The following is a 25,341-nucleotide window of genomic DNA, read 5'->3' as shown; positions in this document are numbered from 1 at the left end:
CGTCAGGTGGCGGGCAGCTGGATCACGAAACAGCTCCCCCCTCCCTCACGCGCTTCACAGCGCGCCTGGCCGCCATGCTTCAGGGCGATCTGACGGACCAAGCTGAGCCCCAGCCCCACGCCCCCAGCATGCTCGGCGTGGCCGGGCAGGCGGTAGAAGGGCTCGAAAATGCGCTCGCGCTGATCGTCCGGCACGCCGGGCCCGCGGTCGTTCACCCGCAGGCTGGTGTATCCGGGCCCATGCGTGAGCTGTACCCGGATGTCAGGGCCGCCATAGCGGCGTGCGTTCTCCAGCAGGTTGCGCGCGGCGCGGCGCAGCAGGCGCTCGTCGCCTGAGTAGGGTTGCGTTGGGAAACCGTCTTCAATCTCGATGTCGGCCCCGACACGGCTTGCCTCTTCGGCCACCAATCCCACCAGGTCCACCGGCCCACGGTCGATGTCCTGCCGGGCGTCAATGCGACTGGCCAGCAGTACCTCTTCGACCAGGGCGTCTAGCTCACGGATGTCTTGGTGGATTTCGTCCTTGATCTGCGCCGAGCGCTCAGGGGGCAAGTCCGCCATGATGGACACCGCCATTTTCAGGCGGGCCAAGGGGGAGCGCAGCTCATGGCTGGCATTGGCCAGCAGGCTGCGATTCGAGGTGATGAGGTCTTCGATGCGCTGGGCCGCTTCGTTGAAGCTGCGCGCCAGGGTCGCCACCTCGTCGCGCCCTTCCACGGCCACGCGGTGGTGCAGCTCGCCCGCACCGAACACCTCCACCCCACGGCGCAGGGCCTGCAAACGACGGGTCAGGTGGTGGGCCACCGGCCACGCCCCCGCGGCCACCGCCACAAAAAGCAGGATCAAAGACAGCGCCAGCGCAGGCGCGCCGTGTGCCAGCCAAGGTGGCAGCATGGGTGACAGCGGCTCCAGCCACGGCTGGATGGGCAACTGTGACGCATCGGGCGGCGGTGGGCCGTCAGGCATCGACGCGGTGGCCCGGGGATGCATGCGCGGCCCACCATTGAAGCGTTTGGCCATCCACAGACTGCGCCCATCCGAGAGTTGAACGCGGTGCAGCACCGGGCGAAGCTCGCCGCCCAGACGCAGGCGCTCTTGCAACAAGATGGACGTGGCGATGCGCTCACCCTCGGGCGACTCCAGGGCCATCGGCAGGCGCAACCTGTCGGCCCAGTCGAGGAAGACCTGGGCTTGCAGTTCCGTGGGCGCGGTGACCGGCGGCAGGCTGTTTTCCAGCAGCTCACCCCACGCGGCCGCCCGTTCGGTCCACGCCGATTGGCTCTGGACCAACGTGCGCTCGTGTTCGAGGTTGTGCTGGGCCAGCCAGCCTGTGACCAGCGCAAAGATCAGCAGGACCGCGACGACGGTCAGGTAAATGCGCAGCGCCAGGGTTTTCATGCGGCCCCGGTGTCGGCGTCCTGCTTCTTGGCAAAAACGTAGCCCACGCCGCGCACCGTGAGGATGCGACGCGGCTCCTTGGGATCGGCCTCGATGGCCGCCCGGATGCGCGAGATGTGCACATCGATGGAGCGGTCGAAGGCCTCCAGCGGATGGCCTTTGAGCGCGTCCATGATCTGATCGCGGCTCATGACCCGGCCGGGGTGCTGGGCCAGCACATGCAGCAGGTCGAACTGGTAAGACGTCAGATCGCAGGACTGGCCGTCCAGCCGGGCCTGCCGCAGGCCGTTGTCGACTTCCAGGCGACCGAAACGCAGCACATCGTCTCCCTCGTCCGGCGCTTGCCCGGCGCGGCGCAGCAAGGCGCGGATGCGGGCGAGCAACTCGCGCGGCTCGAAGGGCTTGGGCAGGTAGTCGTCGGCGCCGACTTCGAGGCCGACGATGCGATCGGTGGGCTCGCCGCGCGCACTGAGCATCAGCAAGGGCAGATGCCGATGGCGCGGTGAGGCGCGCAGTTCCCTGCAGAGGTCGAGGCCGTCACCATCGGGCAACATGAGGTCGAGCACCAGCGCATCGAAGGTCTGACGGGCCAGCTGCTCCCGCCCGGCGGCCAGGCTGGGGGCGTTGGAAACCTCGTAGCCATGGCTGCGCAGGTAGTCGCCCACCATGGCGCTCAGGCGCAGGTCGTCATCGATCAACAGGATGTGCTCATTGCTCATGTCTGCCATTGTCGCGTGCTCCGGCTCGGTCTCAAGGGGGGCGCTCAGCGCGGGGCCGACGGACGGGCGACAGGCTGTGAGGCTGCACGCTCGGCGTGGTGGGCGCCGCGATGCTCGGCGCGCTCATTCATGCGCTCCTGACGCGCTTTCATCGCAGTGGCAAGCTGGGCGCGCTGAGCAGGCGTCAGCACGTTGGCGATGTCCAGTTGGGCCTTGAGCATGCGCTGGCTGACCTTGTCATGGCGTGCCAGCATCTGTTGGCGCGCCTTCTCGGCAGCGGCGGCATCGGGCTTGGCCTCGGTCAACAGGGACATGCCATGGTGCATCGGTGTGCGATCTTGCTCATGCAGCGTCTTCAGGTCGGCACGAGCCTGGGTCTGAATGTCGCGGATCTGAGTGCGCTGGGCGTCGGTGAGCTTGTGGGTGTCACCCAGCAGTCGATCGAGGTGACGGGCGTCACCCATCATGCCGCCCGCGGGTTGACCACCTCGGCCTTCGTGCATGCAGGCTTCACCATGAAGCCCGCCTTGAGCGCCAGGGCCACCATGTGGGCCACGGTGTCCGCCAGCCAGGGCGCTGACGCTGAAGGCGGCCGCGGCCGCACCGATCACCAGGACGCTGCCGAGCATCCAGAGGCTCTGGACGGGTTGAGCCGCCGTGGTGGTGTTTGAACGTTGGGTCATGATCATCACTCCATCTTTGGGTGGTTGGTGGTGTGATCTTGCGCCCGAGGCGTGAACTGTGTGTGCGCCCGCGGTAAATATGTGTGAAGCAGGCCCAACCCTGTGCAACATGAAAAAGGCGCCCGCATTGCAAAATGGGGCGCCTTGGGGGCTGGCCCTCGGTCATGCCGAGGGACCACGAGGATCAGATCAGAACAGCAGCCGGCTCACGCCATAGGCCAGGGCCGCCACCGTGGCCGCTGCGGGGATGGTCAGCACCCACGCCCAGACGATGTTGCCGGCCACGCCCCAGCGCACCGCGCTGGCACGTTGCACCGAACCCACACCGACGATGGCGCCGGTGATGGTGTGGGTGGTTGAGACGGGAATGCCCAGCGCCGTGGCAATGAACAGCGTCAGCGCACCACCGGTTTCGGCGCAGAACCCGCCCACCGGCTTGAGCTTGGTGATGCGCTGGCCCATGGTCTTGACGATGCGCCAGCCCCCTAGCATCGTGCCAACGCCGATCGCCAGGTAACAGGACACGATGGTCCAGGTGGGCGGCATGGCGTCGGATGTGGACGCATAGCCGGTGGCCAGCAGCAGCATCCAGATGATGCCGATGGTCTTCTGGGCGTCGTTGCCCCCGTGACCCAGGCTGTAGGCCCCGGCGGAAACCAGTTGCAGGCGACGGAACCAGCGATCCACCCGCGCCGGCGCGGTGCGGCGGCAGATCCAGGCCACCAGCACCATCATCAAGGAACCCAGCACAAAGCCGAGCAGAGGCGACACGAAGATGAAAGCCACCGTGCGGACGATGCCGCTGGAGATCAACGCGCCGGGTCCCGCCTTGGCCAACACGGCGCCCACGATGCCGCCGATCAGCGCATGCGAGGAGCTGCTGGGAATGCCGTAGTACCAGGTGATGACGTTCCAGGTGATGGCGCCGCACAGGGCCCCGAACACCACGTAGACGTCGACCACCCCGGGCGCGGCGATGCCTTTGCCCACCGTGGCCGCCACACTGAGATGGAAGATGAAGATGGCGATGAAGTTGAAGAAGGCGGCGAAGACCACCGCCTGCCCCGGCCGGAGCACGCCGGTGGAGACGACGGTGGCGATCGAGTTGGCGGCATCGTGGAAGCCGTTCATGAAATCGAACACCAGCGCCAGCGCTACCAGGAAAATGATGACCCAGAGGGCCACCTGCATGGTTGCCATGATCAGGCCCCTCGGATCAGGAGTTCTCGAGGATCACGCCCTCGATGAGCTTGGCCACGTTGTCACACTTGTCGGTGACGGTTTCCAGCAACTCATAGATGGCTTTGAGCTTGATCACTTCACGCACATCGGGTTCTTCACGGAACAGCTTGCTCAGTGCCGTGTGCAGCACCTTGTCGGCCTCGCCTTCGAGCTGGTCGATTTCAGCGCAGATCTTCAGCGCCGCGGCGGCCGTCTGGGACTGCCCCACCTGATGCAACATGCCCAGGGCGGTTTTCTGACGCTCGACGCAGCGCACGCACAGGTCGGTCAGGCGCACGATGTGCTCGGTCATGGCGCGGATGTCGTACAGCGACATCGCCTCGGCGGCGTCCTGCAGCAGGTCGGCCACGTCGTCCATCGTGTTGATCAGCGAGTGGATCTGCTCGCGGTCGATCGGGGTGATGAAGGTTTGATGCAGCAGGCGGTTGACTTCCAGTGTCACCGAATCGGCCGCCCCTTCGGCGTCGTCGACGGCGCGGTTGTAGCGCTCGCGCAGGGCTGGATCACCGTAATTTTTGACCAGGTCGGCAAAAGCGTGCACCGCCGTGACAGTGTGCTGGGCGTGCTGGTTGAACAGCTCAAAAAAATTGCCCTCACGGGGCAGCAGCTTTCCAAAGATCATCGTGTTCTCTTGGGTGTTGCGTGGTCATGGAGTTGACACACACTTGGGGTAACGAGATTTTACCCTTCACCCGGAAAAACCAGAAGGTCAGGGGTGAGCAAAGCTGAGAAATCTGCCGCCCACCCTTGACCAAGCTGTGTCACACCCTCAGCGCGCTGCGCCTTCGAACGCCGGGAACAGCACATTGTTTTCCAGGTGGATGTGCTGGATGAGGTCGTCCGACAACTGGGCCGTGCCGGCAAACAGGGCGCGCCAGGTGTTGCAGGCGCCAGGCGGCGGGTTGTGCTCGCCCGTCAACTCGGCCAGGCGGGCGAGGTGCTCACCGTGGTCAACGTGCTCGTGGCGCATCATGGCAATCGGCTGCCCCACCATCGGGTGGCCACCGGCCTTGAGCATGGGGAACAACACGCCCTCTTCCTTGGCCATGTGCTCGCGCAACTCTTCGTCCATGCGCTCGAGGTGATCGGCCAGACCGGCTGGCACCTGCGGGTGGTCGCGGTGCACGGCTTCCACGCGGCGAGCCATGCGGATCAGTTCGGGCAGCTGGGCGCGGTGTACCTCGTGATAGCGCGAGACGATGTGATCGACCAGCGCGCTCGGCTCCGGGGTGGCCGGGGCCACATCGTCGCGCACCAAGGCCTTGAGCTCGCTCACCAGGGCGTCGGCGTCCAGCCCCTTGGCGGCGCAGGCGTCCACCAGGCGCACCTGACCGCCGCAGCAAAAGTCCAGCTTGAGGCGACGGAACACGGCGGTGGCACCGGGCAGGGCCACGGCGATCTCGCCCAGCGATTGTTGGGCCAGATCGGTCGAAGTGGGGGCGGCGGGCGCAAGGGCATGGGGGGCGTGCATGGGGACTCCTTAAAGATTCACAATGTATGCATATTCTAAGCACAGAAGATTCATGTTGTGTGAATCTTTTTGTGATGCCACACTCACGCCATGCGATTGACCCAGTGGACCGACTACAGCCTGCGGGTGCTGATGTACTGCGCCGCCACCGAAAGCCGCCCCACCCCGCCCACGATCAGCGAGATCGCGCAGGCGCATGGCATTTCGCGCAGCCATCTGACCAAGATCGCCATGACCTTGGCCGCCAATGGCTGGCTGGAGACGACCCGCGGACGTGGCGGTGGCCTGCGCCTGCTCAAACCCGCCGATCAGATCGTGCTGGGCACCGTGGTGCGGCAGACGGAAACGGACTTCAACCTGGTGGAGTGCTTTGACGCGAGCTTGAACACCTGCCGGCTCGATGGCCTGTGCCTGCTCAAGCGCACCCTGAAAGACGCGATGGCCCAGTACCTGGCAGTGCTGGACGGGGTCACGCTGGCCGATCTGGTGACGCCCGGCCAGCCGCCGCTGGGTGGACAGGTGATCTCGTTCGTGCCACGTTCCTGAGTCCCGAGAAGGTTGTATGGTGCGCAGTGAGGCGCAACGTCTGGCCTTTCTACGCGATACGCTGACATGGCCACCACCGACCTGCCCCTGAATGCCTCCTTGCAGACAGCCGACGCCGTGGCGGCCACCCTGCAGACCGACCCTGTCGTCGGTTTGACAGCTGTAGAAGCCGCCCGCCGCCTCGCCCAGGACGGCCCCAACCAGTTGCAAACCACGCCCCCTCCCCCGGCGTGGCGCCGCCTGCTCAAGCAGTTCCAGGACCCGCTCATTTACTTGCTGATGGCCGCGGTGGTGGTGACCCTGCTCGCCTGGGCCATCGAGGGGCGCGTGGGCTGGCCGGTCGACGCCGTGGTCATCGTGGTGATCGTGGTGCTCAACGCCCTCCTGGGCTACGTGCAGGAGGCCAAAGCTGCCGATGCCGCCGCGGCGCTGGCCCGCATGGTTGAGGCCACCTCGGCGGTGATGCGAGACGGCCAACTGACGCGGGTGCCCAGCGCAGCCCTGGTGTGCGGTGACCTGCTGGTGCTGGGTGAAGGCGATGCCGTGGGCGCCGACGCGCGCCTGGTGCGGGCCGCCTCGTTGCGTGTGCAGGAAGCCTCGCTCACCGGCGAGAGCGAAGCGGTGCTGAAAGACGCCACCATCCTGAGTGCCCCCGCAGCGGTGGCCGATCAACACAACATGGTCTTCAAAGGCACGGCCGTGGCGCAAGGCACCGGCCTGGCCATCGTCACCGCCACCGGCATGGCCACGCAAATGGGCGCCATCGCCCACCTGTTGGCCGAGACCCGCCAGGACGCCACCCCGCTGCAAAAGGAGATCCGCCGGGTCGGCCAGATGCTGGGCCTGGCGGTGATCGTGATCTGCGCCCTGGTGGTGGGCTCGGTGCTGCTGGTCACCGAGGTGCACAGTGTGGCCTCGCTGATCTCGGTGATGATGCTGGGCGTGTCGCTGGCCGTGGCCGCCGTGCCCGAAGGCCTGCCCGCCATCTTGTCGATGGTGCTGGCCATCGGCGTGCAGCGCATGGCGCGCCGCCAGGCCATCGTCAAGCACCTGTCCTCGGTCGAGACCCTGGGCTCGGCCTCCGTCATCTGCACGGACAAGACCGGCACCCTCACCCGCTCGGAGATGACGCTGCAGCGCGGCATGACCGCCTCGGGCCACACCCAGGTCACCGGCGTGGGCTATGCGCCAAACGGCGAGGTGCAGCACCAGGGGCAGGCCCTGACCGGAGGGGACGTGCACAGCGAACACATCGCCCTGCTCAGCGGGGGCAGCCTGGCCGGCAACGCCGACCTGCGCCAGACGCCCACCGGGGAGTGGGAGATTCAGGGCGATCCCACCGAGGCGGCCTTCCTGGTGGCCGAACACAAACTGGGCGCGCAGGCGCAGCGCGATGCCCGCTTCGAGCGCATCAGCGAGGTACCCTTCACCTCGGACCGCAAGATGATGTCCGTCCTGGCGCTCGACCGAGAGCAGGGCAATGCCCCGGTGATCGTGTGCAAGGGCGCGCCCGATGTGCTGCTGGCGCGATGCACGCACCTGCGCGTGGGCCAGGCGATCGAGCCGATGACGCCCGAACGACGCGCCCAGGCCCTGGCGCAGGTGGAGGAACTGTCCCAGGCCGCCTTGCGCACGCTCGCCGTCGCTTACCGCCCCATCGCCGCGCATGAAGACCTGCAGGCCGGTCATGCGCTGGAAGAGCAGCTGATCTTCGTGGGCACCGCCGGCATCATCGACCCGCCCCGCGAGGAAGCCGGCGACGCCATCGCGCAGGCGCGGCGCGCCGGCATCCGGGTCATCATGATCACGGGCGACCACCCGCGCACCGCCGAGCGCATCGCCAGCGATCTGGGCCTGGTCGAACCCGGCGCCCGCGCCCTCACCGGTACCGAGCTCGATGCGCTCAATGATGCTGGCTGGGCCGACGCCGTGCGCACCACCTCGGTCTTTGCCCGCGTGGCCCCGGCGCACAAGCTGCGCATCGTCGATGCCTTGCAGGCCCAGGGCCACATCGTCGCGATGACCGGCGATGGCGTCAACGACGCCCCGGCGCTCAAGGCTGCCGACATTGGCATCGCCATGGGCATCACCGGCACCGAGGTGAGCAAGGAGGCGGCCAAGATGATCCTGGCCAATGACAACTTCGCCACCATCGTCGAGGCGGTGCGCGAGGGACGCGCCATTTTCGACAACATCCGCAAGTTCCTGCGCTATCTGCTGTCGTCCAACATGGGCGAGGTGCTCACGGTGTTCCTGGGTGTGGTGGCGGCGCGCTGGCTGGGCCTGCTGGACGAGGCGCACGGGGTGATCCTGCCCCTGCTCGCCACCCAGCTGCTGTGGGTCAACCTGATCACCGACTCCGGCCCGGCGTTGGCGATGGGGATGGACCCGCCCACCGACGACGTGATGGCGCGGCCACCACGCCGCCTGAGCGACCGGGTGATCGACTTGCGCATGTGGGCGAACGTGATGCTCAACGGCCTGGTCATCGCCGTGTGTACGCTGCTGACGCTGGATTGGCATTTGCCGGGGGGGCTGATCGAAGGCCAGGCGCAACTGGACCTGGCTCGCACGGCCGCCTTCACCGTGCTGGTGTTCGCGCAGTTGTTCAATGCCTTCAATGCCCGGTCCGACACCCACAGCGCATTCCAGCAGGGTTTCGTCAACCCGTGGCTGTGGGGCGCAGTGGGCCTGTCCGCCCTGCTGCAGGTGGCCGTGGTGCACCTGCCGGTGCTCAATGTGGCGTTCGGGACCGTGCCCTTGAGCGCGGCACAGTGGGGGCTCTGCCTCGGCATGGGCAGCGCAGTGCTGTGGGTGAGCGAGACGAAAAAATGGGTCGAGCGTCAGGCCCGACCCATGCTGAAAACAGCGCGGTGAGCGCCCCTGCTGCGAGGAGGCTCAGCGGCGGATGGCTTTCCAGGCGCCGTCGCCACGGCCGTCACCGGTGGTCTCGCCGCGCTTGGCGTCCTGGGCGAAGTAGTACAGGGGCTGACCATCCAGGGTCACCTGACGCGTGCCATCCATGCGGATGATCAGCGGATACTCTTTGGTGGCCAGGGTGCCAGTCGGCACGGTCAGCGGCGGCCAGTTGGTCGCGCAGGCGTCGTAGCACTCCGACATGCCGGAGTTCTTGCCATCCTTGGCAAAGGTGTACACGGTCATGCCATTGGGGCCGACCAGCAGGCCGTCGGCCGTGCGCGTCGGGAAGCCCTCGGCCGACACCGCAGCCTCATTCGTCATCGTGCCGCAGGCCGTCAAGGACAGCGCCACAACCAGTGCGGCAGACATGCTCAAAAGCGATCGCATCATCCATCTCCAGTGCTTACAGTTGACCGTTCTCATGTTGGAACAGCAAGGATCGCTTTATAGAGAATGAATTTGACAGCGCCGTGTCAGCGCCCCGGATGCGATCAATTCAGTAAGCGTAGGCGATGCGCACCACCTTGCGCGCGGTGGCCCGCAGCGAAGCTTCTTGCTGCGACAGCACCTCATCGGTCGCCGACAACAGCGGGTTGGGCACACCCAGGTCCTCGGCGCAGCGCACCGCGTTGCGGGACGCGCTCACGGCGTCCAGCCCCAGGTTGAACCAAAGGGTGTTGAAGGTGTTGAGGGCCCGCGACATCGCACGGTCATGCGATTGCAGGGAGTGGATCGAACCCCGCTCCAGCTGGCTGAGATAGGCATTGGCCACGCTCAAAGGCGCCACGCTCAGCCCCAGCATGAGGTTCAGATTGACGTTCGGATCGGTCGACATGGTGAGGAAGCTTGAATGAGAACAGCCGCGATTCTAGGGTAAACCCTTAAACCGTGCCAGCACCCCTGCTTCTCTGGTGGCGGACGGGGATGTGAACCCTGGTGTAATGCCACTTCCTTCACGCTCCAGGGCCTCACCGTGACGACCCCGCCCCCCACGTTCCGCCGGATCGACCTCGACACCTACCCGCGCGCCGACATCCTGCGCGCCTTCGCCGAGCGGAGCATGCCGCAGCTCAGCGTCACCTGCGAGGTCGACATCACGGCCATCCGGCAAGCCTGCCAGACCCTGGGCGTCTCGTTCTTTCTGGGCATGAGCTACGCGGTGTCCCGAGCAGTGCAGGCCGTGCCCGCCTTTCGCCAGCGTGTGATCGACGGCGTGCTGTACGAATGCGACCGCACCGACCCCGGCTACACGGTGGCGCGCGAAGGCGGGCTGTTCTCCTTTTGTGACGGCATCCACTTGGACGACTTTGGCGCCTACTGCCGAGAGAACCAGACCCGCATGGACGCGGTGAAGCTCACCCCCGACCTGTCGGTGGGCGCCAAGCACCACATGTTCTTCATCACCACGGTGCCGTGGCTGTCGTTCACCGCCTTCACGCACCCCTACGACCCGCTCTACGCCTACATTCCTGTGATCACGCTGGGCAAGTTCACGGCCCGCGGTGACACCTGGGTGATGCCCGTAGCGGTGCAGGCGCACCACGGCGTGGTCGATGGCATCCACCTGGCGCAGTTTTACGAAGCCTTGGGGGCGGTGCGCTTGCCCTGACGCCTCACCAGCGAGGTCAGACGCACGCCGTCAATCCCAGCGGCGGTCGTAGGCAAAAGTCGGCAGGCTCCAGCTGAAGTAGATGGCTGCCAGCCGCAGCGACAGGCCAGCCGCGAAGCTGATGAGGGTGTTGAGCTCCTGATCGACCCCCAACGCCCTGAGCGACAGAAACAGCCCGCACACCGCCAGTGACACGATCGCGTAGATCTCGCGCTGGAACACCACCGGCACCTGCGCGCACAGCACATCGCGCAAGATGCCCCCGAAGATCCCCGTGATCATCCCGGCCATGATCACCACCGCCACGGGATAGTTCATCTGCAGCGCCACATCGCAGCCGATCAGCGAGAACGCCACCAGCCCCAGCGCATCCAACACCAGGAACGTGCGCTTGAGGTGGTGCATATAAGGCGCGACCACGATGGTCAACAAGCCCGCCCCGATCACCAGGTAGATGTAGGTGGGGTGCTGCGTCCAGCCGATCGGATAGTGCCCCAGGATCATGTCGCGCACCGTGCCGCCGCCCAGCGCGGTGACAAACGCCACCACCGCCACCCCGAAGATGTCCATGCTGCGACGCCCGGCGGCCAAGGCACCGGACATGGCCTCGGCCGTGATGGCCACCAGGTAGATGAAGGTCAACACGGCCCGTCTCCGTCAATCGCGTAAACAGCCATTATCGGACGGAGGCGATCTCCCAGTGAACCACTGGGCACCGGCCATCCGGCCGCCTCAGCGGCGCCAGAAATGCCGGGTGAACAGCACCAGCACCGTCAGGAACTCCAGTCGCCCCAGCAGCATGGCAAAGCTGAGCACCGAGAGCTGGAAGGCGCTCAAGCCCCCGAAATGGCCCGCCGGCCCCACCTGCCCCAGCCCAGGACCGATGTTGTTGACCGTGGCCACCACCGCCGAGAATGCGGTCACGATGTCCAGCCCGGACAGCAGCATCAGGAAGGTCAACCCCATCGTGGCCCCGCCGTAGATCAGCATGAAGCCCAGCACCGCATGCATGACCGGCGCGGGCACCGTCTGGCCGCCCAGCGTCACCGGGTTCACCACCCGGGGATGGATGATGCGCACCAGCTCCCTTCGCGCCTGCTTGACCAGCAAGACCATGCGGACCATCTTGATGCCGCCCCCCGTGGAGCCAGCGCACGAGACGAACGAGCCCAGAAACATCATCAACACCGGCAAAGCCACGGGCCACTGCGTGTAGTCCTGCGAGGCGTAGCCCGTGGTCGTGGCCACGGACACCACATGGAAGAGCGCGGTGCGAAGGGTGTCTCCCGCGGTCGCCTGAGGCCGGTGGTCCAACAGGCTCACAAACACCACCAGCGTCGCCACCAGCAAGACCACGATGTACATGCGGATCTCGCGGTCGTCGGTGACCGGCTTGAGCGAGCGTGAGCGCCACACCATGAAATAGCGCAGGAAGCTGATGCCCGCCAGGGTCATGAACAGGGTCGCCACCCACTCGATGGCCGGCGAATGCCAGTAGCCAAAACTGTCGTCGTGCGAAGACAGGCCGCCCAGGCCCATGGTCGTGCACATGTGCATGAAGGCATCGGCCCAGCTCATGCCCGCCCAGCGGTAGGCAAAAAAGCACGCAACCGACAGCACAAAGTACACCGCCCACAGGCCACGGGCCGTCTCGGCAATGCGCGGCGTGAACTTGGCGTCTTTCATGGGCCCCGGGGTTTCGGCCTTGTAGAGCTGCATGCCACCCAGCCCCAACAGCGGCAACACCGCCACCACCAGCAGCACAATGCCCAAACCGCCCACCAGTTGCAGGAAACAGCGCCACACATTGACCGACACCGGCAGATGATCCAGACCTGACAAAGCCGTGGACCCGGTGGCCGTCAAGGCACTCATGGCCTCGAAAAAGGCCTGACTCCAGGTGATGCCCGGCACCGCAAACAGCAAGGGCACCATCGCGTAAAAGGTCAGCACCACCCACACCAGGTTGACCAGCAAAAAACCATCGCGCGGCAACAGCTCCCGTCGGTACCTGCGGCTGACCATGAACAGCAACCAGCCGCTGCCAAACGCCAGCCCGAACGACGCGCCCCATACCGCGCGCAGGGCCATCGCATCTCCGTACCAGGCCCAGGCCAAAGGCACAAAGAAGGCAAAGGCAAACGCCATCAGGATGCGCGCCAGCAAGGCCAAAACCGGACCAAACAACTGCATGACGTTCACCCAAAGAAGGTGGCACTGACCTGGAACAGCTTCTCTACCGCACGAACCAGCCGCTTGTGGGGGATGAAGATGATGATGTGGTCATCCGACTCGATGAGCGTGTCGTGGTGTGGCATCAGCACCTGAGACTGTCGCCCCTCCCCTCGCACGATCGCACCGAAGCGCGCGCCGGCGGGCAACTTGATGTCCTCGATGCGCCGCCCCACCAGCCGAGACGTTTTGACATCTCCCCGCGCCACCCCTTCCAGGGCCTCGGCCGCACCGCGGCGCAGGCTGTGCACCCCCACCACGTCACCGCGGCGGATGTGGGTCAGCAGTTCCCCGATCACCGTCTGGGCGGGCGAGACCGCAATGTCGATCATGCCGCCGTTCAACATGTCGGCATAAGAGCGACGGTTGATCAGCGCCATCACCCGGCGCGCCCCCAATCGCTTGGCCAACATCGCGGCCATGATGTTGTCTTCGTCGTCATCCGTCAGCGCCAGGAACATGTCCATGTCGGCCACGTTCTCTTCCTCCAGCAGATCCTCGTCGACGGTGTCCCCGTGCAGCACCAGCACATCCGAAGGCAGCTGGCTGGCCAGGTACTCGCAACGGGTGAGCTTTTGCTCGATGAGTTTGACCTGGTACTGCCCGATCAGGCTGCGTGCCAGACGCAGCCCCACCTTGCCGCAGCCACCGATCATCACCCGCTGCACCGGCTGGTCCACATTGTGGATGGCGCGCAGCACCTGCCGGATGTGCTCCTGAGCGGCCAGCACGAACACCTCGTCGCCAGGCAGCACCACCGTGTCACGTGTCGGCTCGATGCCCACATCCTGACGGTACAGCGCCACCACCCGCATCTCGAAGCTCGGGAAGCACTGCCTGACCTCCGCCAGCGTGCGTCCGGCCAAGGCACTGCCCGCCACGGCCTTCACCCCGATCAGGCACACCCGACCGCCCGCAAACTCCAGCACGTGCAGGGCCTCGGGGTAGGCAAGCAACTTGTTGATGTAGTGCGTGACCGAATCCTCCGGGCAGATGACCTGGTCGACCGCAAATCCTGCCTTGGACAACAGCTCATCGCCCTCCTTGAACTCGGGTGAGCGCAGACGTGCGATGGTGGTGGGCACCTGAAACACGTTGTAGGCCACCTTGCAGAACACCAGGTTGGACTCGTCCGAGGTGGCGCACCCGATGACCATGTCGGCGTCCTGCGCTCCGGCCTCTCGCAACACCGAGGGCTGGATGCCATTGCCCACGACCCCGCGCAAATCCAGGCGCTCTTCCAGCACCCTCAGGCGCACCGGGTCCTGATCGATCACGGTGATGTCGTTCTGCTCGGAGACCAAACTCTCGGCCACGCTCTCGCCAACCCGGCCGGCGCCCAAAATGATGATGTGCATGGCCGTACTGTGCCATTGCGCCGCACCCGTGGCGCACCAGCTGCGTAAAATCCGCAACGCCGATCCTGGGGGCCAAACGGGGCCGCAGGCCGATGCCCCTGAGGACATCAGCCAGTCGAACTCAGAGGTGAACGGAGCCAGTGCATTTAGTTCCGTTGAGCACTCAAACGCCTTCCTTGACGATGGGATTGCGCAAGACACCCACGCCTTCGACCTCCACCTCCACCACGTCGCCATGGTGCATGAACACCTGCGGCGAGCGCCGGAAGCCGACGCCACCGGGCGTGCCGGTCACGATCACGTCACCAGGTGACAGCGGCATGATGGACGAGATGTAGCTGATCAGGCGCGGAATCGAGAAGATCAACAGGTCGGTCGTGCTGCGCTGCATCTCCACACCGTTGAGGCGGGTGACGACGCTCAGCACGCGATCCGGCGACAATTCGTCCGTCGTCACCAGCCAGGGCCCGAAAGCCCCGGTGGCGCGGAAGTTCTTGCCGGCGGTCCACTGCGACGTGGCCATCTGCCAGTCGCGCACCGAGCCGTCGTTGTAGGCCGAGATGCCGGCCACATGGGTGAGTGCATCGGCCTCAGTGATCCGATCGCCACCCCGGCCGATCACCACAGCAATCTCGCACTCATAATCGAACTGGTCCGACTCCTTCGGGCAGATCATCGGCTGCCCATGGGCCACCTGAGACTCCGCCACACGCAAGAACAAGGTGGGATCCCCCACCTCGCCATGCCCGCCTTCGAGGCGGTGCGCGTGGTAGTTGAGCCCCACGCACACGATCTTGCCCGGATTGGGAATGACCGGCAGCAAGGTCAACTGGCTCAGTTGGTGATCCGGTGCCACGCTGCCGGCCAACTGGGCAAACTGCGCCAACTGGTTCTGCGCGATGGCCGTGCGCAGGTCAGGACATTCGGGACCCAGGCGACGGCCCAGGTCGTACACGTCCTGACCGTCGACCAGACCAAAGCTGTCGCCCGTTCGGGTCTGGAAAGAGATCAGCTTCATGCCACGGCCTTTTCACCGCTGCAGCCGATGTGGGCAATGCCCTCGATCTCGACCAGGATCTGGGCGCTGGCGCCCTTGGCCAGCGACTTCACTTCCACCAGGGTGCAGGCCGGAAAGTCGCCGCTGAAGAACTCCTGACGTGCCTTCCACACCAGGTGGTTGTGCTCGATGTTGACGACGAAGATGGTCATCTTGACGACGTCGTTGATCGAGCCGCCGGCAGCTTCAGTCAGGTCCTTGATCTTCTGGAAGATCACACGAGACTGTTCGTACTCGTCCTTGCCCTGGATGGTCACACGGTCGTTGCCGCGGGCGGTCATGCCCGAGATGTAGGCGATGTTGCCCACGGTCATGCAGTTGGTCCACATGCCTGGGACAGGCTCGGCCACGGCGGGAGAGGAGGAACGCTTTTTGAGAATGGTCATGTTTGAAAACTTCCTAAATCGGTGATCACAGCTTGATGCGGCTGTCCCAGGCGGACTCGCCGCCCCAGTTCACACACACGCTTTGACGGCGCATGTAGCCCTTCCAGGAGTCGGACCCCGCGGTACGACCACCGCCAGTTTCCTTTTCGCCCCCGAAAGCAGCGCCGACGTCCGCGCCGGTGGTGCCCATGTTGATGCGCACGATGCCGCAGTCACTGCCTGCTGCCGACAGGAAGGTTTCGATGTGGGTGAGGTTGGTGGAGTGCATGCCCGAGGCCAGACCTTGGGGGACGCCGTTGTGGATGGCGATGGCCTCTTCCAGGGTGTCGTAGGGCATGACGTAGACGATGGGCGCGAAGGTCTCGTGCTGCACGCACTCCCACTCGGGCTTCACGTCGGTGACGATGGCGGCCTGCACGTAGTGACCGGGGCGGTTGATGCGCTGACCACCGTACACAATCTTGCCGCCCAGGCTCACGGCCTGAGCCAGTGCGGCTTCGTACTGACCCACGGCCGAACCGTCGATCAGCGGGCCCACCACGGTACCGGGTTCGCGCGGGTCACCGATGGTGATCTGCTCGAAGGAATACGCCATCAGTTCGACCAGCTCGTTGACGATGGAGCGGTGCGCGATGATGCGGCGCGTGCTGGTGCAGCGCTGGCCGGTGGTGCCGACGGCACCGAAGGTGATGGCGCGGGCGGCCAGCTTCAGATCGGCGGTTTCGTCCACGATGCAACCGTTGTTGCCCGAGCATTCGAGCATGAAGCGACGGCCCAGGGTCTGGCCGACCAGATCAGCGACCTTGCGGCCCACGCCCGACGAGCCGGTGAAGGAGATCAGCGGCACGCGGGTGTCGCGCAGCAGCAGCTCGGCCAGCTGGTTGTCGGCCGGGGTGTAGAGCGAGAACACGCCCTCGCACTTGAACTCCTTCATGGCCTGGTTGGCCAACTTCTGCATGGCGATGGCCGTGAGCGGCACCTTGGGGCTGGGCTTCCAGATCACGGTGTTGCCACCGATGACCGACAGGAAGCCGTTTTGCGCCCACACGGCGGCGGGGAAGTTGTAGGCGGTGATGATGCCGACCACGCCCAACGGCAGCCACTGGTCGTACATGCGGTGCTTGGCACGCTGTGACTGCTGGGTGAAACCGTACATCATGCGCGACTGGCCAGCCGACAGGGTGGCCATGTCGACCACTTCCTTGAGCTCGCCCTTGGCTTCCATGAGGGACTTGCCGGTGTCGAGCATGACCACGGCGGCCAGCATCTCCATGTTTTCTTCGACCAGCTCACCGATGCGACGCACGAACTCGCCACGGGTGGGGGCCGGCACCATGCGCCAGCGCTTCTGGGCGTCGAGCGAGGCCGAGACGATGGCTTCGTAGTCTTCAGCGGTCGAGCCGGCGATGCGGGCGCTCAGCTTGCCGTCAGCGGGACAAATGGCATCGAACGTGTTGCGGCCGTCCACCGGTGCCCAGCCCAGGGTGGCGCCATAAGAGCCGGACTGGACGGCAGCAATGCCGGCCTTCTGAAGGATGTCTTGGGTGTCAAACATGGATGAACTCTCAATCTGAATGGGGGTGGCGCGGCTCAGGGCTTGGCCAGGAAGTCGCCGATGGTCTCGTCGGTGTGGAAGACCGGCTTTTCCTTGTAGTGGGGGCCGTCGTAGATCTCGATCAGCACGCTGCGCTCGTGGGCGATGGTCGGACCGTGGGCCTGGCCCACCGGGTTCATGTAGAAGGAACCGGGCTTGAGGCGCAGGGCCACGTCGGTGTACTCGTAGTCCCCTTCCAGGCAGTACATGAACTGGTTGGACGCGTGCACGTGCTTGACCGGGATGCGGCCGCCCTTGTCGAACTCCAGGATGGCGATGGAGGCGCCGGTCTCGGTGTTCTTGAACAGGAAGTACTGACGGAAGCCGTACTCGGGGAAGTTGATCCACTGGTCTGGATCCAGGTCATCACGGTTGATGAGGATTTCCAGCGTCTTCATGGTGTTGACATCGGGGCTCATGGTGTGGTCTCCAGAAGTGGGAAGGCGGGACGGCCGGCGGCCATCCATTGGTCGTAGGCTGCTCGGCTCTCGGGGGTGGCCGGGAAGCAGTCGAGGATGGAGGTGCCGCGCTCGATGAGCTGGGCGGCATAGGCTTCGTATTCGAAGGCGTCGAGGGCTTCGATGGCGATCTCGTCGACCAGATGGCGCGGGATGCAGACCACCCCTTCGCCGTCGCCAACGATGACGTCACCGGGGTAGACCGGCACGCCGGCACAACCGACCGGGCCGTTCAGCTCGATGGGGTGCATGGCAATGGCGGTCGCCGGCGGCGCGCTCTGCTTCTGGTAGCACGGCAGACCGGTGGCCAGGATGGCCGGCGCGTCACGGTAACCCCCATCGGTGACCACCCCTTTGACGCCGCGGTTCTTGAGGCGCAGGGCCATCATGTCACCCATGGCCGCGGCCTTGGTGGAGCCCATGGCATCGATCACGAGGACAGCGCCTTGTGGGCACTGCTCGATCGCCACGCGATGCAGGTTGTCGCGTTTGCCATAGTTCGCCATGGTGTCCAGGTCTTCACGGGCCGGCATGAAGCGCAGCGTGTAGGCGGGGCCGACCAGCTGGCCTTGTGCCGGATCGAGCGGTGCCAGGCCCAGCAGGTAAACGTTGCGAAAGCCCCGTTTGAGCAGCGCATTGGTCACGTTGGCCGTGCCCACCTTCATCAGGCGTTCGCGCGTGATGTCGGAGATCGGTTCAGTGGTGTAGCTCATGTGGTGATCCTCGTCACTGGAAGAATTCCATGGGAGGCTCCATGCCCCACTGGGTGGTTTCGGGCGCCGTGCCGTTGAACACGCCCGGCTGGTGACGGGCATCGACCACGTCGCCATCGGTGTAGTGCTCGACGCGGAAGCCGAACGGGTCTTTCCAGTAGTCAAAGACCTGGCTGCCCATCAGGTGACGACCCACGCCGCAGTCGAGCTGCCAGCCTTGCTGGACCAGGTAGTCGTGCGCACCCATGATGGCGTCGAGGTCCTGCACCTCGAAGGAGCAGTGGTGCACGCCCACCCAGTCCGACTGCAGGATCAGCAGGCTGTGGTGGTCCACCAGTTCGGCCCCGCGGTCGAAGCGCAGGAAGGTGCCGTAGGGCGGGCCATCGGTGCCGGGCGGCACGAAGAAGTCGGAGGGCAACATGCCGAAGCGGTCGCGGAACCACTTCACGGTCTCGTCGTGGTTGCTCACGTGCAGCACGAAGTGGCCCAGGCGCATGGCCTCGCACGGTTCGCGCTTGACGCGGATGGACGAGCCGACGCGGTGCTTGGCCTGGCCGGCGTTGAAGGCATGCGGGCCCCGGATGGGCAGCGGCGCGGCGTGCTCACGACCCCAGACGGCGCGGATCTCGATGCCGTCCGGTGTGTGCATGAGCACCTGCCAGCCACCACCGGGTTCGTTGGACCACTCGATCGGTGACGAGCCTGCCAAGGCCGCCAGCTCTTCGAGGTCCGCCTTGCTGGCCACTTCCAGGGTGGCGCCGATGAAGCGTTGCTTCGTGGCGTGGCGGGTCACGTGCAGGTGATGCTGGTGCCCGCTGCCGCGCATGTACAGCACCCCATCGGTACTGGGCACGCGACGCAGACCGAAGTCGGTCATGAAGCGCTCCATCAAGGCCAGGTCAGGCGCTTCATAGCTCACTTGGGCGATGTCAATGGCTCGGGCCATGGTCTTCACTCACAGTCAATTCGTTGGAGGGGGCCGCAGCCCCGGGGCGCTCAGTTCAGCTGGTTCAGGGCGGCGTAGCGGCCACCGTGGTACAGCAGCGGGCCATCGCATTCGCCGTCCAGGCACAGCTCCTGCACCCGACCGATGAACAGCGTGTGGTCACCGCAGGGGTAGGCATGCTGCAGGTCTGCGGCCAGTTGCACCGCCGCGCCCTCGATCACGGGCATCTCGCACAGCGACTGGAAAGTCGGGGCGTAGTCGGGCGATGGCTTGCCAGCAAAGTGGTTGCTGACCGACAGCTGGGGCTTGGCCAACACGCTGACGCCGAAGCGGCCTGCGCGTTGCAGCTTGTCGTGCATCTTGGCCGTGCAGGCCACCGACACGATCACCAGCGGCGGCTCCAGGGAGCCCGACATGAAGGCGTTGGCCGTCATGGCGTGGGGCTCACCATCCACCTCGGTGGTGATGACCACCACGCCGGTGGCGAACTGGCCCATCGCATCACGGAACTGGCGCGAGGTGAACGGCGGCGTGGCGGGCTGCGAGGCGGGCGTGGCCACCGCAGGGGGCATGGTTTCCATCATGGCAAGGGCGGTCATGGACAGATTCCTCATGGCGACACTCAACGCTTGGTCAGGATGCTCACGTCATCCGGGTTGATCAGATCCTTCGCAGTCCAGCCGTCCAGGTCGTACTCGTCCATGGCGGTCTGGGCAAAGGCCTTGCACTGGTCCAACAGGCCATTGCCCTTGGCCGACCACAGGTTGGTCTGGCGGGTCACGTCGTTGGAGCCGATGTAGTTGATCTCGTACAGCTCATGGCGGGCGCCGAACTCGCTGCCGATGGCGTCCCACAGCATCTTCATGACCTTGACGCGCTCGACGGCATCAGCGCCGCCGGAGCCACGCACGTACTGGTCGATGTAGGGGCGGATCTCGGGGCACTTGAAGTCGCTGGTGTGCGAGTTCAGGTAGATCAGGCCCGAGGCCACCACGGTCTCGATGATGTTCTTGATCTTGGGCATCGCCTCCTGGTTGAGCACGCGGTAGGCACCGGCGGGCTCGGGCATCGGGCGGATCATGCCGTTCCAGGGCTGGGCGCTCTTGGCCATGGCGTCGGACAAGGCCCAGAAGGCATTGCGCCAGGCGATGACTTCACCGAGTTGCGACTGCACGCCGTGGAAGGTGCTGGCACCGGTGATCTCCAGCGCGCGGGTCAGCAGGCCGACCAGGAAGTCCATCTTGACGGCAAAGCGGGTGCAGCCGTGCATGGAGGCTCGCTCCAGGTAGCCGGAGCCGACGTTGTAGGCATTGGCCTGCTTCAGGTCGCCATGCAGGAACACGTCTTCCCAGGGGATGAACACGTTGTCCATCACCAGGATGGCGTCATTCTCGTCCAGACGGCTGGAGAGCGGGTAGTCAAAGGGGCTGCCCAGGGCGGCGGCGCGGTACTCGTTGGAGACGCGGCACAGCAGCTTCACGCCGGGGGCGTTGGTGGGCATGATGAAGACCGGGCAGTAGGCCGGGTCCTGCACCGCCACCTGGCCGACGTGGCCGATGAAGGTGTAGTGGGTCAGGGCCGAACCGGTGGCCACGACCTTGGCGCCGCTGACATAGATGCCCTTGTCGGTTTCCTTGGTGACGCGCACGAACACGTCCTTGCCGGCGTCCGGACCTTTGTCGCGGTCCACGGGCGGGTTCATGATGGCGTGGTTGACGTACCAGGTCTTTTCCTGCGCCTTGCGGTACCAGCGGCGGGCGTTCTCTTCAAAGCCCTTGTAGAAGTCGGCGTTGGCGCCCAGGGTGCCCAGGAAGCAGCCCTTGTAGTCGGGCGAGCGGCCCATCCAGCCCCAGGAGATGCGCTGCCATTCGGCGATGGCGTCACGCTGCGCAACCTGTTCTTCGATGGTGTTGGCCGCGCGGTAGAAGCGGTGCGTGAAACCGCCCCACTCGGTCGGCACGGTCAGGATGTCCTTCTTGGCCGGATCGTGCAGCGCGTCGTACATGCGGGCGATCATGCGGGCCGAGTTGCGGAAGGCCGGGTGCTCGGTGATCTTCTTGACGCGCTCGCCGTAGATCCAGACCTCACGGCCATCGTCCAGGCTGTCCAGGTATTCCTGGCCGGTGAAGGGGATGTGGTCCTTGTTGACTTCTGCTGCTGACATGGAAAGTTCTCCTGGGGATACAGAGGGCTTCGGGGGTACCGAGCGCCTCACTCAAACTGCTGTTGTTGTGGTGCTGTCGGGCCCATGTTCTGGGACAGGGCCCGGTTTGTCTAATGACGATTGCAAGTGGCACTCATAACCTGTGCGACATGAGTAGAACAACCCATTGCCGCCCATTTCCCAGGCATGAGGCCCTGCGTTATTACTTTCTCGACAATGCCATGGCCGTGATCAGGATCGCGCCGATGACCATGGTCTGAGCATAGGCCCCCACCTGCATCAGGTTCATGCCGTTCTGCACGAACACGATCAGCAAGGTGCCCACCACCACCGCGAGGGCGCGTCCCACGCCACCGGCGAGGGCCACACCAGCGATCACGCAGGCCGCGATGGATTCGAGCGGCATGCTGGCGCCGATGTTCGATTCACCGGTGTCCAGGCGGGCCGTCAGGAGCAGGCCGCACAGGGCCGACAGCACGCCGGAAAGCACGAAGGCGATGATGCTGACGCGACGGGTGCGCACCCCGGACAGCTCGGCCGCACGCAGGTTGCCCCCCGTGGCGTACAGGTGGCGACCGTAGCGGGTGCGCTCCAGCAGGACGTACACCGCGACCACCACTGCCAGGGCCGCCCACACCGGGGTCGGCACGCCCAACAGCGAGCCAAAGCCAAACAGCTGACCGAACTCAGGCGGCAGGCCATAGATGGGCACGCCCCCGCTGACCAGCAAGGTGATGCCGAACACCACCGAGGACATGCCCAGCGTCATCATGAAAGCCGGGATGCGCAGGGTCGAGGTGCCCCAGCCGTTGATCAGACCGATGACCGCCCCCGAGGCCAGGCCGGCAGCGGTACCCGCCAGGATGGCCAGACCGGGAGAGTCGGGCATGGCTTGCAGCACAGCGGCCATCACCGACGCACCAACCACCGAGGACAGGGCCACGACAGCACCGACCGACAGGTCCAGGCCGCCACCGATGAGGACCAACAATTGAGCCAGTGACACGATCAGCAGGTAGACCGACTGACGCGCGACGTTGGTCAGGTTGTCCAGGCTGAGGAAGCCAGGGGCCAGGGCCGTGAAGATGACCATGGCACCGATGAACAGCACCGGCAGCACCGCCGCCTGACGGTGACGGGCCAGCCACTGGCGCCAGGCGGCCGGGGCCTCGCTGGCAGGAACGTTCGCCACCACAGCGGGGGCAGCAAGGGTCGTGCTTGTGGACATGATGGAACTCACTCAAAAAACTGCTCAAGGATGCGGTGCTGGTCGTAATCGGCACGCGCAAACTCGCTCACCAGGCGCCCGCCACGCATCACCATCAGGCGGTGCGACATGCCGAGCAACTCCGGCAGGTCCGAGGAGATGAGCACGATGGCGGCGCCGGCCGCGCTCAACTCGCCCAGATACTTGTAGATGGCCTGGCGTGCGCCGATGTCGACACCCACCGTGGGCTCATCGAAGATGTAGACCTTGACGTCCTGGGCCAGGCCCTTGGCCAGCAAGGCCTTTTGCTGGTTGCCCCCCGAGAAGTTCGCCACCGACTCGCCCAGACGCGGCTGGGGGAAGTCGACCTGCGAGGACAGGTGGGACAGCAGTTCACCTTCGGCTTTGGCACGCAGCCACACGCCACGCGCCTTGCCGAAAGCCAGCGAGGACAGGGTCATGTTCTCGCGTGCGGGGCGCATCAGGGCCAGGCCGTCGCGCTTGCGGTCGGGCGGCGAGTACCAGACACCGGCCTCGATCGCATCGGCCGGGTGCTTGAAGCGCGCCAGCTTGCCATCGACCATCAGGTGACCAGCGGCAATCGGGCTCAAACCGAAGCAGGCCTGACCCAGCTCGCTCTTGCCGCAGCCCACCAGGCCGGCCACGCCCAGGATCTCACCGGCGCGCACATCCAGGCTGGCCTCGATGACAGCGCCATCGGCGGTGCTCAGGCCACGCAGCGACATCAGCACCTGGCCCGGCTCGCCACGCGGCGCGGGGTAGATGTCCGACACGGTGCGACCGGTCATCAGCTCGATCAGGTCCGACTCGGGGGTTTGCGCCGAGACGGTGGCGATCTGGGCACCATCGCGCAACACGGTGAGGCTGTCCCCGATCAGGGGAATCTCGTGCATGCGGTGCGTGATGTAGATGATGGCCGTGCCCTGCGCCTTGAGTCGCGCCACCAGCGCGAACAGCGCCTGGGTGTCGTGCTCGGACAGCGAGGCCGTCGGCTCGTCCAGGATCAGCACGCGGGGCGACTGGCGCACGGCCTTGCAGATCTCGACCATCTGCTGCTTGCCGCGCGGCAGATCGGCCACCACGGCATCGGCATCGATGTCGAAGCCCAGGTCGGCGATCAGGCGCACGGCCTGCTCACGTGCCGAGGCGTGCGACAGGAAACCGAACGCTGCCACCGGCTCTTCACCCAGGGTGATGTTGTCGGCCACCGTCAAGTGCGGGATCAGCGAGAACTCCTGGAACACCGCGCGCACGCCATGGGCGCGTGCCTCGGCCACCGAGCGGAAGCTGCCCTTGTGGCCCGCCACCGCCAGCCAACCGTCGGTCGGCTGGTTGGCTCCCGCGATCATCGAGATCAGCGTGGACTTGCCGGCGCCGTTCTCACCGAACAGGATGTGCACCTGCCCGGGCATCAGGTCCAGGTCCACGCCCTTGAGCGCCAGGTGCGTGCCGTAGCGCTTGCTCAGGCCCCGAACCCGCATCAGGGGTTCGGCCTGGCTCACGCCGTGGGCCGCATCCAGATGAGCCGGCACGGCACTCATTGACCGACTCGGAAGGTGGGACGGAAGTTGGCCGGCGCCAGCACGGTGTCGACCTTCAGGGTGCCGATGTCCGCAGGGGTGTAGACCTTGCCCACCGGGCCGACGTTGGTCAGCACGTCCTTCTTCTCGATCAGGCGCACGGCCTGGTCGATGGCAATGCGGCCGGTCAGCACCACCGGGGCCATGCCCGATGCGTCGATCGTCTTGGCCTTGAGGCCCTGGTAGACCCCGGGGGTCATGTAGACCGACACGACCTTGACCTTGCCGGCCACACCGCGGGCGCGCAGCACCGGCACGGCGGCTTCGGCGGTCACGGCGGTACCGACCACGTAGTCGATGTCCTTGTGGGTTTGCAGCAGGTCCTCGATCAGGCGCGACTGCACTTCCTTGCCGGTGTCACCGTACTTGGTTTCGGCGATCTGCACGGCGCTGCCCTTGATGGCCGAGGTGAAGCCGGCGTTGAACAGCTCGACCCAACCGGCGCCCGCCGGGCCCGGCAACCAGGCCACCTTGACGGGCTTGCTGCCAGCGGGGTGCTTCTGGGCCAGGTAGCGACCGGCGCGCTCGCCCTCTTCACGCGGAATGGTCAGCACGCGAGCGCCCACGTCCTTGGAGACGATGCCGTTGAAGGCGTCCACCACGGGGATGTTCTTCTTCTTGAGCTCGGCCACCAGGTTGTTGAGGCCGTCTTGCGAGATGGAGCCAATGACCACGGCCTTGGCACCACCGGCAGCGCAGTTCTCGATCTGCGAGATCTGGTTGCTCAGCTGGGTGTAGCCACCGGCGTCGAGCACCTGGAGCTTCACACCCAGGCGTTTGGCCTCTTCCACCACGCCGTAGTTGGCGGCCAGCCAGAAGGCGTCCTTCATGTGCGGGAAGGAAACGCAGATCTTCCAGGGCTGAGCGGCCTTGGGCAAGGCCTGGTACTGAACTTGGCTGGTGGCGCCATTGGCAGCCGTGCTGTTGACCGGCAAGGGGAACCACTCGGCCGCCTGAGCACCGACGGCGGCGCAGGCCAAGGCGGTGGCGGCAACGAATCTGGCGAGGGGGAAATGAGTCTTCATGATCGCGTCCAGAG

General features: G+C 65.6%; 25 protein-coding genes. 3 read left to right on the top strand and 22 right to left on the bottom strand.

Annotated features, from left to right (window positions below; all coding sequences use genetic code 11):
* Nucleotides 1-2 precede the first annotated feature (2 nt).
* The 6 genes from AC3WW4_RS04390 to ytfE all read right to left on the bottom strand — a co-directional run bounded on the left by AC3WW4_RS04390 (nucleotide 3) and on the right by ytfE (nucleotide 5,512).
* Complete coding sequence (locus AC3WW4_RS04390; RefSeq protein WP_488827164.1) at nucleotides 3-1,397, bottom strand: sensor histidine kinase; 1,395 nt, start codon at nucleotides 1,395-1,397, stop codon at nucleotides 3-5.
* Complete coding sequence (locus tag AC3WW4_RS04385; RefSeq protein WP_488827163.1) at nucleotides 1,394-2,116, bottom strand: response regulator; 723 nt, start codon at nucleotides 2,114-2,116, stop codon at nucleotides 1,394-1,396. Before AC3WW4_RS04385 ends, AC3WW4_RS04390 begins: the two co-directional genes overlap by 4 nt.
* A gap of 44 nt (nucleotides 2,117-2,160) precedes the next feature.
* The gene (locus tag AC3WW4_RS04380; protein WP_488827162.1) at nucleotides 2,161-2,799 is read right to left on the bottom strand and encodes a Spy/CpxP family protein refolding chaperone; all 639 of its coding nucleotides are present in this window, start codon (nucleotides 2,797-2,799) and stop codon (nucleotides 2,161-2,163) included.
* 189 nt (nucleotides 2,800-2,988) lie between these two features.
* Complete coding sequence (locus tag AC3WW4_RS04375) at nucleotides 2,989-3,999, bottom strand: inorganic phosphate transporter (protein WP_488827161.1); 1,011 nt, start codon at nucleotides 3,997-3,999, stop codon at nucleotides 2,989-2,991.
* Nucleotides 4,000-4,015: 16 nt separating this feature from the next.
* A complete protein-coding gene (locus tag AC3WW4_RS04370) occupies nucleotides 4,016-4,663 on the bottom strand; it encodes a DUF47 domain-containing protein (RefSeq protein ID WP_488827160.1) in 648 nt (215 codons plus the stop codon).
* Nucleotides 4,664-4,810: 147 nt separating this feature from the next.
* The gene (ytfE, locus tag AC3WW4_RS04365) at nucleotides 4,811-5,512 is read right to left on the bottom strand and encodes an iron-sulfur cluster repair protein YtfE (RefSeq protein WP_488827159.1); all 702 of its coding nucleotides are present in this window, start codon (nucleotides 5,510-5,512) and stop codon (nucleotides 4,811-4,813) included.
* Between the two features lie 90 nt (nucleotides 5,513-5,602).
* Between ytfE and AC3WW4_RS04360 the strand changes: the two genes are divergently transcribed.
* Together AC3WW4_RS04360 and AC3WW4_RS04355 are read left to right on the top strand one after the other, a co-directional pair.
* A complete protein-coding gene (locus AC3WW4_RS04360) occupies nucleotides 5,603-6,058 on the top strand; it encodes an Rrf2 family transcriptional regulator (RefSeq protein WP_488827158.1) in 456 nt (151 codons plus the stop codon).
* A gap of 66 nt (nucleotides 6,059-6,124) precedes the next feature.
* Nucleotides 6,125-8,935, top strand: coding sequence for a cation-translocating P-type ATPase (locus tag AC3WW4_RS04355; protein ID WP_488827157.1), 2,811 nt, complete (start codon nucleotides 6,125-6,127; stop codon nucleotides 8,933-8,935).
* A 21-nt stretch (nucleotides 8,936-8,956) separates the two neighbouring features.
* Here the strand turns inward: AC3WW4_RS04355 and AC3WW4_RS04350 are convergent, their stop codons facing one another.
* Together AC3WW4_RS04350 and AC3WW4_RS04345 are read right to left on the bottom strand one after the other, a co-directional pair.
* On the bottom strand, nucleotides 8,957-9,346 hold the full coding sequence (locus AC3WW4_RS04350; RefSeq protein ID WP_488827156.1) for a COG4315 family predicted lipoprotein: 390 nt from the start codon (nucleotides 9,344-9,346) through the stop codon (nucleotides 8,957-8,959).
* A 127-nt stretch (nucleotides 9,347-9,473) separates the two neighbouring features.
* Nucleotides 9,474-9,812, bottom strand: a complete 339-nt coding sequence (locus AC3WW4_RS04345) for a hypothetical protein (RefSeq protein WP_488827155.1) — start codon at nucleotides 9,810-9,812, stop codon at nucleotides 9,474-9,476.
* Between the two features lie 138 nt (nucleotides 9,813-9,950).
* Here AC3WW4_RS04345 and AC3WW4_RS04340 point away from each other — a divergent pair, with 138 nt between their 5' ends.
* Nucleotides 9,951-10,586, top strand: a complete 636-nt coding sequence (locus tag AC3WW4_RS04340) for a CatA-like O-acetyltransferase (RefSeq protein WP_488827154.1) — start codon at nucleotides 9,951-9,953, stop codon at nucleotides 10,584-10,586.
* A 30-nt stretch (nucleotides 10,587-10,616) separates the two neighbouring features.
* Here AC3WW4_RS04340 and AC3WW4_RS04335 read toward each other — a convergent pair whose 3' ends face one another.
* From AC3WW4_RS04335 to torT, 14 genes are all read right to left on the bottom strand, one after another.
* Complete coding sequence (locus tag AC3WW4_RS04335; protein ID WP_488827153.1) at nucleotides 10,617-11,231, bottom strand: trimeric intracellular cation channel family protein; 615 nt, start codon at nucleotides 11,229-11,231, stop codon at nucleotides 10,617-10,619.
* An 87-nt stretch (nucleotides 11,232-11,318) separates the two neighbouring features.
* Nucleotides 11,319-12,779, bottom strand: coding sequence for a TrkH family potassium uptake protein (locus AC3WW4_RS04330; RefSeq protein WP_488827152.1), 1,461 nt, complete (start codon nucleotides 12,777-12,779; stop codon nucleotides 11,319-11,321).
* A 5-nt stretch (nucleotides 12,780-12,784) separates the two neighbouring features.
* Nucleotides 12,785-14,284 (bottom strand): Trk system potassium transporter TrkA, encoded by a 1,500-nt coding sequence (trkA, locus tag AC3WW4_RS04325; protein ID WP_488827151.1) that lies wholly within the window; start codon nucleotides 14,282-14,284, stop codon nucleotides 12,785-12,787.
* A gap of 55 nt (nucleotides 14,285-14,339) precedes the next feature.
* The gene (locus tag AC3WW4_RS04320; protein ID WP_488827150.1) at nucleotides 14,340-15,194 is read right to left on the bottom strand and encodes a fumarylacetoacetate hydrolase family protein; all 855 of its coding nucleotides are present in this window, start codon (nucleotides 15,192-15,194) and stop codon (nucleotides 14,340-14,342) included.
* Nucleotides 15,191-15,619 carry a RidA family protein gene (locus AC3WW4_RS04315; RefSeq protein WP_488827149.1) on the bottom strand — a complete coding sequence of 143 codons (429 nt, stop codon included), beginning with the start codon at nucleotides 15,617-15,619 and terminating at the stop codon, nucleotides 15,191-15,193. Before AC3WW4_RS04315 ends, AC3WW4_RS04320 begins: the two co-directional genes overlap by 4 nt.
* A 25-nt stretch (nucleotides 15,620-15,644) precedes the next feature.
* Nucleotides 15,645-17,174 (bottom strand): aldehyde dehydrogenase family protein, encoded by a 1,530-nt coding sequence (locus AC3WW4_RS04310; protein WP_488827148.1) that lies wholly within the window; start codon nucleotides 17,172-17,174, stop codon nucleotides 15,645-15,647.
* A 35-nt stretch (nucleotides 17,175-17,209) separates the two neighbouring features.
* Nucleotides 17,210-17,632 carry a cupin domain-containing protein gene (locus AC3WW4_RS04305; protein WP_488827147.1) on the bottom strand — a complete coding sequence of 141 codons (423 nt, stop codon included), beginning with the start codon at nucleotides 17,630-17,632 and terminating at the stop codon, nucleotides 17,210-17,212.
* Nucleotides 17,629-18,384: a ribonuclease activity regulator RraA gene (locus AC3WW4_RS04300; RefSeq protein WP_488827146.1), complete on the bottom strand. Its 756-nt coding sequence runs from the start codon at nucleotides 18,382-18,384 to the stop codon at nucleotides 17,629-17,631. Before AC3WW4_RS04300 ends, AC3WW4_RS04305 begins: the two co-directional genes overlap by 4 nt.
* 13 nt (nucleotides 18,385-18,397) lie before the next feature.
* A complete protein-coding gene (locus AC3WW4_RS04295) occupies nucleotides 18,398-19,330 on the bottom strand; it encodes a VOC family protein (RefSeq protein ID WP_488827145.1) in 933 nt (310 codons plus the stop codon).
* 50 nt (nucleotides 19,331-19,380) lie between these two features.
* Nucleotides 19,381-19,929, bottom strand: a complete 549-nt coding sequence (locus AC3WW4_RS04290; protein ID WP_488827144.1) for a flavin reductase family protein — start codon at nucleotides 19,927-19,929, stop codon at nucleotides 19,381-19,383.
* Between the two features lie 23 nt (nucleotides 19,930-19,952).
* A complete protein-coding gene (locus tag AC3WW4_RS04285) occupies nucleotides 19,953-21,494 on the bottom strand; it encodes a 4-hydroxyphenylacetate 3-hydroxylase N-terminal domain-containing protein (RefSeq protein WP_488827143.1) in 1,542 nt (513 codons plus the stop codon).
* Nucleotides 21,495-21,696: 202 nt separating this feature from the next.
* A complete protein-coding gene (locus AC3WW4_RS04280) occupies nucleotides 21,697-22,722 on the bottom strand; it encodes an ABC transporter permease (protein ID WP_488827142.1) in 1,026 nt (341 codons plus the stop codon).
* Between the two features lie 8 nt (nucleotides 22,723-22,730).
* Nucleotides 22,731-24,263, bottom strand: a complete 1,533-nt coding sequence (locus AC3WW4_RS04275) for a sugar ABC transporter ATP-binding protein (RefSeq protein WP_488827141.1) — start codon at nucleotides 24,261-24,263, stop codon at nucleotides 22,731-22,733.
* Nucleotides 24,260-25,327 (bottom strand): TMAO reductase system periplasmic protein TorT, encoded by a 1,068-nt coding sequence (gene torT / locus AC3WW4_RS04270; RefSeq protein ID WP_488827140.1) that lies wholly within the window; start codon nucleotides 25,325-25,327, stop codon nucleotides 24,260-24,262. Before torT ends, AC3WW4_RS04275 begins: the two co-directional genes overlap by 4 nt.
* Nucleotides 25,328-25,341 lie beyond the last annotated feature (14 nt).

It is taken from the genome of Aquabacterium sp. TM01 (genome assembly GCF_057808345.1).
Note: the sequence above shows the minus strand (reverse complement) of the source record. Positions and strands in the feature narration are given on the sequence as shown.